The organism is Methylobacterium sp. Leaf102, from assembly GCF_001422425.1.
Taxonomy (GTDB): domain Bacteria; phylum Pseudomonadota; class Alphaproteobacteria; order Rhizobiales; family Beijerinckiaceae; genus Methylobacterium.
This window is the reverse complement of sequence record NZ_LMMX01000027.1, coordinates 1-8,251: the sequence shown is the minus strand read 5'-3', so window position 1 is coordinate 8,251 and position 8,251 is coordinate 1. Positions and strand designations below refer to the sequence as shown.

Here is an 8,251-nt window from a genome sequence, read left to right as displayed (position 1 = left end):
GCAGCGTCAGGTACGGCGCGACCAGCGCCCATTCATCATCGGAAACATCGGACGGGTAGGCTTGGCGCGAAGAGGTCATGCCTCCTCATCTGAATTCCAAACCGCTCAGGTCCATAACAGCCTCTAGGCGAAATGCTCCGTGACGAGCTCCGATGCGACGCCGATATTGGTATGCCAGACCTGCAATTGGACTCGCTGTTGAACCTTTTAGGGTTCCACTTGCTCAAGCAATATGGCGCCCGCAGCGTAAAACAGGTCAGTGCCGGCTTGTCCGACCGACAGTTCAGGCGGCTGCGGGATTACATGTCTGCGAATTTTGCCGGTACCGTCAAGCTTGACGACATCGCGAGCGTGGTCGGTCTCTCGTCCAGCCAATTGCTCCGCACCTTCCGGCAGCGCACCGGCACGAGCCCTCATCAGTACCTTACCCGCATGCGTCTCGATCATGCGCGTACACTCATCCTCGGCGGGCCCATGACTCTGGCAGAAATCGCTTTGACATGCGGGTTCTCCAGCCAAAGCCACCTGACATCAGTGATGCGTCGGGAGGACGGCCTGACACCAGGGGCACTGCGTGCCTAAAGCTGCTGGTGGACGTCATTTGAGCGATTCAGAGATCTCTCCTTCGCTCAAGCACCGAACGTCTTCTTTGGGGTAACTCGAAGATAGAGATTTATGGCTATATCGGGTCGGGAACTGCCCGTCCGCCCTGCAATCGGGTTGGGTGGGGACCCCCCTGTCCCCTTTCGGACGCGTGGATCGCCATTCCGTCGCCCCGCACATATCGCCTCGGGCATCCGCCCTTTTCAGACCTTCGATAACCGATGCCTGCGCGGGAAAGCGGAATGTGACTTGAAAGATACCGAACGGTCTGTATGTATGTGCTCATCGATTCACCGGTGAGACCATGCCGAGCCAAGCCTTCGCCTACGCCGCCTTGACCGTCGCCATCCTCTGCGGGGTTGCGGGCACGACCTTCCTGCAGAAGTCCGAGCAGTTCACACGGCTGGTGCCGACGCTGGCGATGGCAGCATTCTATGCCGGCGCGTTCTACCTGATGACGCATGCCCTGAAGGTCATGCCGCTCGGGATCACCTACGCCATCTGGAGCGGGGTCGGCGTCGTCCTCACCGCCGTGATCGGCGCCGCGGTGTTTAAGCAGTCGCTTGATCTGCCCGCGCTCGTCGGCATCGGCATGATCGTCGGCGGCGTGATGGTGATGCAGGTGTTCTCGACTTCGACGGGGCACTGACCATGGAGAACGCCTACCGCCGCAGGAAGCAGCCAGAGCTCGTTCGGCGCACGCTCCTCGATTGCGCGGCCAATCTGGCCATCGAGCAAGGGCTCTCCGCCGTGACCGTTCAGGCGGTCTGCGCGGCGGCAGGCGTCACCAAGGGCGCGATGTTCCACCACTTCGCGAGCAAGCAGACCCTCATCGACGCCGTGGTCGCCGAGCTCCTGGAGAAGCTCGATGCCGACATCGAGGCGGCGATGGCGACCGATCCGCAGCCGTACGGCCGCTTCACCCGGGCCTACGTGACGGTGACCCTGGACGACCTAATGCTGAACCAGGGCAGCCAGTGGACGGCCCTCTATATCTCGTCCCTGACGGAACCGAGCCTGCGGCGGGTCACGGCGGCGTGGTTCGCCAGGTTCGTCCGGCGGCACCACGCGACCGACGATCATCCGACGCTGGAGATCGTGCGGCTCGCCGCCGACGGGGTCTGGCTCGCCGGCCTCCTGCGCGATGACGGCGGCCCGATGCCGGACCTCCCCGCCCTCCGTCGGCGACTGGTTGCGATGACGCTTCCCGACTGAGCGGTCCCGCCAGGCCGTCCTTCCCACCATCCCGGACCAAGGACCCGCAGACCCATGCGAGAGCGTGAACGCAGATGCCTGCCCATCGTCCCGGTGGTTACGTCCTGCATCGTGATCCTAGCGCTGGTCGGCTGCAAGCCGAGTGCCACCGACCCGACGACGCCCGGGGCGGAGACGCCCACCATGAACGTGTCGACCGTGACCGTGGCGGCGACCATCATGCAGCGCATGCTCGACCTGCCGGGACGTCTCGCCTCCCTCGGCAATTCCAGTGGCTTCAGCTTCCGCCTGCAGGACAAGGGCCAGCAGGGCTACCTGGCGCTGGCCGCCGCTCGCGACCAACTGCTGGCTGCCGCTTCGAAAAGCCCGGTCCTTCAGGGCGTCTACGTCGAGGGCCTGCCGACGGCGCCCCAGGTCGAGCTCATCCTCGACCGCGAGAAGGCGAACGCGCTCGGCGTCACGTTCGCCGAAATCAACGACACGCTCTCAACCAGCCTCGGCTCGGCCTACGTCAATGACTTCCCGAACCAGGCCCGGATGCAGCGGGTGATCGTCCAGGCCGAGGCCGGGCGCCGGATGAGGGCCGAGGACCTGCTCGAACTCAACGTACGCAACGCCATGGGTCAGATGTTGCCGCTGCAATCGTTCGCGCGGATCGAGTGGACGATGGGTCCCTCGCAGGTGGTGGGCTTCAATGGCTACCCGAGCATCAAGTTCGGCGGCAGCGCGGCGCCGGGCTACGCAAGCGGCGACGCCATGGCCGAGATGGAGCGGCTCGCGGCGAAGCTGCCGTCCGGGTTCGACCACGCCTGGACCGGACAGTCCCTGCAGGAGAAGCTCTCGGGGAGCCAAGCGGTGTACCTGCTCGCTCTCTCGTTGTTCTGCGTCTTCCTCTGCCTCGCGGCGCTCTACGAGAGCTGGTCGATCCCGCTGGCGGTGCTCCTCGTTGTGCCGACCGGCGTGGTCGGGGCGGTCCTCGCCATGCTGCTGCGGGACATGCCCAACGACGTCTACTTCAAGGTCGGCCTCATCACGGTAATCGGCCTGACCGCGAAGAACGCCATCCTCATCATCGAGGTGGCCAAGGACCTCGTGGCCCAGGGCCGGTCGGTCAGCGACGCGGCGCTGGAGGCGTGCGAGCTGCGCTTCCGCCCCATCGTGATGACCTCGTTCGCCTTCATCCTCGGCGTGGTGCCGCTCGCCGTCGCCACGGGTGCGAGCATGAACAGCCAGCGGGCCATCGGTACCGGCGTGCTCGGCGGCATGGTCACGGCGACCGTGCTGGCGGTGTTCGCTACCCCGCTGTTCTACGTCTTGATCGCCTCGGCCTTCAACGGCAGGCCAAGAGCCACGTCTCCCCGTGCGGCCGATGAAACGCTGAGCTTGCCCTCGAACATCGATATGACGCGCGGTGTTCGCTAAAGAGTGACGGATTGCCGGAGGTTTGCCTCCGGCAATCAACGAACCCCACCTTTCGCGCCCCCCCACGCAGCTCGGCTACTAATCGGAACGCGTAACACAACGAACGACCGCTTTCGGGCCGGGCCCGACGAGGGAGCGGTGACCGGGTTGGGTCGAAAGCGGAACGTCCGCTTCCGGGCAGGTCGCCAAGTTCCCCTTCTGGCGCACAGCCGAACAAACGGCACGTCGACTTCGTCGACCTGATCAAGAAGCAGGGACCTCAAAGCCTCGACGAGCTTCTCGCGGCGATAGGACCGCAGGACCGGGACCTCGCCGCGTCGGCCTTCAGGCCAATCGATGCCAAGACCCTGGAGAAGGCGCTTTCCAAGCGGACCAAGCGAGGTCAGCATGGTCTCAGTCGCGTCAATTATCGCGAGGAGGTAGTCCATCCATCCGTTCCAGGGTCCGCGCAAGCGTCGGCCCAGCACGCTGCATTCGGGGGGCTCCTGAGACTTCATTCCGCAACGACGATAACGTTTGGGGACGTTCCCTACCGAAGCGGTGGCTGCCGCGGTGCATGGCCGATCCGGGCCGCCGGTAACGCGCGCGTGGCCCGATTACCGACTATAAGCCACGGTCAGTCGGTAACGGAACTTAAAGGGCGTTACCAAGCGGACGGTCTCCCCCTTCACCGCAGCATATGTTGTCCTAACCCCCCAGGCTCAGGCAGTGCGGGCGCGGCCGTGAACCGCAAGGCGTTCGAGTGGCGTTCTGCCGCTCGGCATAATCACAGCGGCCACCCCCGGGGTTGTGCCGATCGCCACAAATTTGCGTAATCTCTATAAATTATGCCGCTCACCATAATCCACAGGATGGGAGAGCGATTGTGGCGTTCGGCATAATTCAGCGTTATGGCTTGCTTGCACTAGGCGCATGGTCGACGTGTGGAGGATGGTCCCGTGATCAGGAACGCCAAGGAATTCGGGGCTGCCGTCCGGCGCGCCCGCAAGCAGAGGGGCCTGAACCAATCGGCCCTCGCGGCGCGATGCGGCGTGAACATTAGTTTCATCGTGGATCTAGAGGCTGGCAAGGCGACCATCCAGCTAGACAAGGCACTCACGGTGGCGGTTGAACTGGGATTCCGCTTCACAGATGCCCCGGCCCCGCAATTCTCCCCCCAAGTCGCTGAACCGGAGCCCGAGCAGGACGACGAGCTTGGCCATATACCCTCCTTCTGAATGAAGCGCGCGATGGCCGAATACGTCGACGTCTTCTACGAGAACATCAGGATCGCCCGGATTGCCAAGACCGACGCGGGGCCGGCACTCGTCTATGAGGATGCCTGGCGAAGCCGCAAGGCCGCCTTCCCAATCTCGCTATCGATGCCCCTTGCCGAAAGCGGCCACGGCGGCAGGACGATCATGCCGTGGCTCGCCAATCTCCTGCCGGAATCCCACCTGCACGAGATCGGGCAGATAATGGGCGTCCATTCGCAGGACGTCCTCGGCATCCTCTCGCGCATGGGCCGCGACACCGCCGGAGCGCTCTCTATCGGGCAACCCAGGGGAAGCGGCGGCAGACTTGTACCCATCGAAACGGAAGCCGACTTCGAACGCGTCATCGACGACCTCCCGGAGCGCCCCTTCCTGGTCGGGACCGAAGGCGTCTCGATGTCGTTGGCGGGGGCCCAGGACAAGATCGCGGTCTCTGTCGCCGCCGGGACCATCTGCATCCCTCTCGAGGGAGAGCCCTCGACGCACATCCTCAAGCCCGACATCCCGCGGCTCAAGGGCAGCGTCCAGAACGAGGCGTTCTGCCTGACGCTCGCCGGGATGTGCGGCCTCGAGACCGCCAAGGTCACGACCGGCAAGGCGGGTGCGCGGAGCTATCTCCTCGTCGAGCGCTACGACAGGTTGAAGGATGCCGGGGGCCAAGTGCGGCGCATCCACCAGGAGGACCTAGCGCAGGTCCTGGGGTACTACCCAGTGCAGAAGTACGAGACACCTCCCCCGGGATCGATGGTCGGGCCGGGACCCGGCCTCAAGCAGCTGTTCGCGGCGGTGGCGGACCACGTATCGCCCGGCGAGAGGCTGAAGCTCCTCGACGGCCTGATCTTCAACGTCCTCGCATGCAACACCGACGCGCATGCCAAGAACTACTCACTCATGATCGGCGCGCGCGGAACGGCGAAGCTAGCTCCGCTGTACGACATCATGTGCGGCGAGGTCTGGCCGACCATCACGAAGCACATGGCACAGAGGATCGGCGAGAGGAGCGAGGCGGTCCACATCCGCGGAGACGACTGGAAGAAGCTCGCGGCCGAGGTCGGCCTCAACCCCGCCGCCACGCTCCGCCGGGTCGCCGAACTCTGCGAACTCGTTCGCGAACACGTGTCCGCGGCCAAAGACGCCGTCGCCGCCATGCCGGCGGGTGGGAACCAGATCTTGGACAACGTCGAGCATGAGGTCCTGAAGCGAGTCCGCAGGATCTCGAACCAACTCGGCACAGTGCCCCGCATGCATGCTGAGTCCGGGGAGCCGCCGGAGAGCGCCACGTCCACGGCCTTCGACAGGTGAGGCATGCCAAAGTAATCACGTCAGATGGTGCGGAGTGCACACGCACCGCACGCCAGCCGTCCCAGGCGGTCTACTGGCGGCGGTCGCAGCGACCGAACCCTTGCCGAATTTATTACAGCCTGAGGACGTTGTGGCTGCCAAGCCAACCATTCCGCCTCAACGGGAACAGTAGGTTTAGAAGCGGGCATTCCAGTGGTTTCGGATGGAGATCCGCTGATGGCGCGAAGCCGAACAAGGCTGGGGGAACTTCTGAGGCGCCGCTGAAGGGGCCGATAAAAGCGAGCTTGAGTGCTATTCTGGTAGGGGAGGGGAGGGGTATCCCATTCTGTGGACTCCTACGGGCCCCTGCACTGCCCGATTCGGGTTTCGGGATACAGATAATTCTCAAATTGACGTGCAACCGTAAGCAGATCAGAAATTAACCATAACAGTCGGGCGCTCAGGTTCCATAAGATATCTTATGCGAATGGTTTGTTTGGGCGCGACATCGAGATGACACCCCTGGCAAGATTCAGATTTTATAGGGTTTTCCTGATAGGTTGGCAGAGGGCATGGCCAATATAGGGATAACCACTTCGCCCCCTCCCCTCACAACCAAATGATCGGCCTTGCTTATTGATGTGCCCGTGGAAGGGGGCCCAGTTCCGTCACGGCTGGATGGGCGCCAAATCAGGATCGGCGCCGTCGCTGATCTGTGGCGAGAACGCTCTCTCGAGGCGCCGGATCGTCGCCGCCGACACGCCCCATTCTGCGAACATCCGCCTCCAAGGGCGCATCACGCCGATCATTCCGGCGACGGTCGCGTCTGCCGCGGCGGCATCGAGATCGAAGTCCTTGATGCGGGACATGTAGTTCAGCCGCGTCGCCATCCCTCCCATGATGCCGAGGCCGATGGCCTGGGCGTCGGGCATGTCGGGTTGGGGAACGATGTCGAACGCAGGGGACAGGCGCCACCCGCCGTCGGTTCCGCGCACGAAGCCATGGTTCTTCAGGTGGTCGTCCCGGTTCCCGCATAGGACGTTGAAGACCATGCGCCGGAAAAGTTCGTGGCGGTCCGCCACCTGCAGGGCGCCGTGCCTGTGGATGAAGGCCGCCAGTTCCGCGTAGGAGCCGGCCTCGGTGGTGTCGTCGTAGCCAAGCGCCGAAAGCCCGCTGAGATAGTGGCAGGTCGGCTGGAAGGGCTCGTCGGTCCGGTCGAAGCGTCGGACGAGGACGACCTTGCGGGGACCGATCGCAAGCACTTTGGTTGGCGCCGCTCGGATCCCGCATTCCTCGGCAAGGCGCATGGTGGCATGCTCGGAGGCGCATTGGTCGTACTCGTCGTCGCGGCGTGCAAACTTGGCGATCCAGAGGGCTCCTTCGTGGGCAACGGCAGCTTTGGGGCGTGCGCCGCCCAGGCTGATGCCGGCACGCCACAGCCGCTCGGCGAGGCCGCCGGGACTCTCGCCCCTCTCCAGCCGCTCGAACCCCTCCGCGATCGTGGCGAGGTCCTCAGTCGCGGCGAAGCCGGGATCTTGCGGCGGCGGCGACGGCATGGTCGAGAAGGCGAGGCAACCGACACGCTCGTCCCCAGTGGCGAGGAGCCAGTCGCCGGAGAGCATGGGCGGTCCGGGGGGGCGCGTTGCCTCGATGATGCGGCGGCCCCATCTGTCAGGCGTTGCGTCGGCGAGGACGCCGGGCAGCAGGCCGCGGCGGCGCGTGGTTGTCGGGCCACGCCGCAGCGGCAGGTTTTCGGGGTCGAGGGCAAAGGCCCGGCCGTGGGTATTGTTCAGCCACGAGCCGACGTATTCGAACTCCCCGTAGGCCTGTCCCGCTGGGGGCTGGACGCGCCTGTAGCGTCCAGCGATGTCGGCGGTCCCGTCGGGGTGGCGAACGTGGACAAAGACATCCCTGACCTTGGCCTGTCCCGCGGCGTCAAAGGTCATCGAGGCTCATCTCGCGCGGCCTGCGGCCCCGGCGGGGCGCCCGTGCTGCTTCCATCGTTGCGGCATGAGCATCGCTCTCGGGACGGACCGCGGCCTGTAAGCCGGGAAGCAATCCAAGGACCCAAGCCGTGGTGGCGAAGGCTCCGAGGGACACGGTCGGGTCACCGTGTTCCAGTTTGCGGAAGGTCGGAAGCGAAACGCCGACCCGTGCGGCGACCTCCGCCGCCGACTGCCGGCGTCGGAGCCGTGCGGTGCGTATGGCTTGCCCCATCTCCTTCAGCCCGGCGCTGACTTCGAAAGGCGTATGGCTCGATCGTGCGTGCAGCATGGAAACCGTGATTGCACATATGTCGGACTAAGTGAAACTATAATTTCTTTCTACGACGGACTCCACAAAGGATCCCCCCGACGAATGGTGCCCTGTCCGCGCGACCTAAGAGCCCGTCCGATAATGTCCGGCCGGGGTTGAGTGGCCGGGATGGCGGTGATTCCAGAAGGGTGCTGAAGCCTCATCTGGACGTGCCATGTGGA

7 protein-coding genes and 1 pseudogene are annotated in these 8,251 nt (G+C 64.5%); 6 read left to right on the top strand and 2 right to left on the bottom strand.

Going from position 1 to position 8,251, the window contains the following annotated elements:
* The first annotated feature begins 171 nt into the window (after window positions 1-171).
* From ASF27_RS14325 to ASF27_RS14300, 6 genes and pseudogenes are all read left to right on the top strand, one after another.
* Window positions 172-582: an AraC family transcriptional regulator gene (locus ASF27_RS14325; protein WP_056361127.1), complete on the top strand. Its 411-nt coding sequence runs from the start codon at window positions 172-174 to the stop codon at window positions 580-582.
* A 325-nt stretch (window positions 583-907) separates the two neighbouring features.
* The gene (locus ASF27_RS14320; protein WP_056361124.1) at window positions 908-1,252 is read left to right on the top strand and encodes a multidrug efflux SMR transporter; all 345 of its coding nucleotides are present in this window, start codon (window positions 908-910) and stop codon (window positions 1,250-1,252) included.
* A 2-nt stretch (window positions 1,253-1,254) separates the two neighbouring features.
* Entirely contained in the window at window positions 1,255-1,818 is a 564-nt protein-coding gene (locus ASF27_RS14315) for a TetR/AcrR family transcriptional regulator (RefSeq protein ID WP_056361121.1), read from the top strand.
* A 249-nt stretch (window positions 1,819-2,067) separates the two neighbouring features.
* Window positions 2,068-3,240 (top strand): annotated as a pseudogene (locus ASF27_RS14310) (efflux RND transporter permease subunit); the annotation flags it as partial.
* A gap of 938 nt (window positions 3,241-4,178) precedes the next feature.
* On the top strand, window positions 4,179-4,457 hold the full coding sequence (locus ASF27_RS14305) for a helix-turn-helix domain-containing protein (protein ID WP_082479155.1): 279 nt from the start codon (window positions 4,179-4,181) through the stop codon (window positions 4,455-4,457).
* A gap of 12 nt (window positions 4,458-4,469) precedes the next feature.
* On the top strand, window positions 4,470-5,795 hold the full coding sequence (locus tag ASF27_RS14300) for a type II toxin-antitoxin system HipA family toxin (protein ID WP_082479159.1): 1,326 nt from the start codon (window positions 4,470-4,472) through the stop codon (window positions 5,793-5,795).
* A gap of 647 nt (window positions 5,796-6,442) precedes the next feature.
* On the opposite strand, the gene ASF27_RS14295 is transcribed toward ASF27_RS14300, so the two are convergent.
* Together ASF27_RS14295 and ASF27_RS21645 are read right to left on the bottom strand one after the other, a co-directional pair.
* Complete coding sequence (locus tag ASF27_RS14295) at window positions 6,443-7,720, bottom strand: HipA domain-containing protein (protein WP_056361118.1); 1,278 nt, start codon at window positions 7,718-7,720, stop codon at window positions 6,443-6,445.
* The gene (locus ASF27_RS21645; RefSeq protein ID WP_244481017.1) at window positions 7,710-7,991 is read right to left on the bottom strand and encodes a helix-turn-helix transcriptional regulator; all 282 of its coding nucleotides are present in this window, start codon (window positions 7,989-7,991) and stop codon (window positions 7,710-7,712) included. Before ASF27_RS21645 ends, ASF27_RS14295 begins: the two co-directional genes overlap by 11 nt.
* Between the last annotated feature and the right edge of the window lie 260 nt (window positions 7,992-8,251).

What these genes read in the sequence shown, in the direction of transcription:
- ASF27_RS14315 (WP_056361121.1), top strand. Translation starts at nt 1,255, where the DNA reads ATGGAGAACGCCTACCGCCGCAGGAAGCAGCCAGAGCTCGTTCGGCGC.
- ASF27_RS14295 (WP_056361118.1), bottom strand. Translation starts at nt 7,720, where the DNA reads ATGACCTTTGACGCCGCGGGACAGGCCAAGGTCAGGGATGTCTTTGTC.
- ASF27_RS14320 (WP_056361124.1), top strand. Translation starts at nt 908, where the DNA reads ATGCCGAGCCAAGCCTTCGCCTACGCCGCCTTGACCGTCGCCATCCTC.
- ASF27_RS21645 (WP_244481017.1), bottom strand. Translation starts at nt 7,991, where the DNA reads ATGGGGCAAGCCATACGCACCGCACGGCTCCGACGCCGGCAGTCGGCG.
- ASF27_RS14300 (WP_082479159.1), top strand. Translation starts at nt 4,470, where the DNA reads ATGGCCGAATACGTCGACGTCTTCTACGAGAACATCAGGATCGCCCGG.
- ASF27_RS14325 (WP_056361127.1), top strand. Translation starts at nt 172, where the DNA reads ATGCCAGACCTGCAATTGGACTCGCTGTTGAACCTTTTAGGGTTCCAC.